This window comes from Kitasatospora nipponensis, from assembly GCF_039528135.1.
GTDB lineage: Bacteria > Actinomycetota > Actinomycetes > Streptomycetales > Streptomycetaceae > Kitasatospora > Kitasatospora nipponensis.
This window is the reverse complement of the sequence record NZ_BAAALF010000860.1, coordinates 1-615: the sequence shown is the minus strand read 5'-3', so window position 1 is coordinate 615 and position 615 is coordinate 1. Positions and strand designations below refer to the sequence as shown.

The 615-nt window shown below is 61.3% G+C and carries 1 protein-coding gene; it reads left to right on the top strand.

The features are described 5' to 3' along the window. Positions 1-57 precede the first annotated feature (57 nt). On the top strand, positions 58-459 hold the full coding sequence (locus ABD323_RS43735; protein ID WP_184919833.1) for a hypothetical protein: 402 nt from the start codon (positions 58-60) through the stop codon (positions 457-459). Positions 460-615 lie beyond the last annotated feature (156 nt).

Sequence of the window (615 nt, the reverse complement as noted above, 5' to 3'; positions counted from 1 at the left end):
GCCTGTCACGAGGTCCACTGACGCGCGGCCTTCAACCCGCCGACCTAGCCTGAGAGCATGCTTGCAGCCCTATCCCCAAGCGCCGTTGTGATCCGCTTCAGGCCGATCGCCCGTGACCGACTGGAGTACCACGCGAACCTCGCCAAGATAGAGTCTGGACGCTTCGGCCTGTCCGTCTTCGCCGATACGTCGAAGGACGACGAAGACCTGGATGCAACGACCGAACGGCTCCTGAGGGCCGCGGAGGTCGACATCAACAAGGCCATGAACCCTTGGTATCTCCGCTGTCCAGCAGCATCAGATCTAATCGGACACGGCTTCACGTTCTGGAAGGACGGGAACCCGGGCGAAATCGAGGAGCACTACTCTGTGGACATCGGCGTGGAACGTCCCATACTGGACATCCGCCACGTGGATCTCTTCGTCGAGGCGTTCAGCTACCGAGGGAGCTGGTCATGACCAAGATCAGAATCGACCCTAATGTCCGGGTCCGAGGCAATCTCACGTATGCCGGACTGGACGATGTCACTGGCGAGCTCAAGGAGCACGCTGAGGTCGAGGTCTACGAGCCCGAGAGCGGCCTTGCCGGCCACGGCCACGTCGAACAGATCGACC

Coding starts and splice junctions, on each gene's coding strand:
- ABD323_RS43735 (WP_184919833.1), top strand. CDS start 58: ATGCTTGCAGCCCTATCCCCAAGCGCCGTTGTGATCCGCTTCAGGCCG.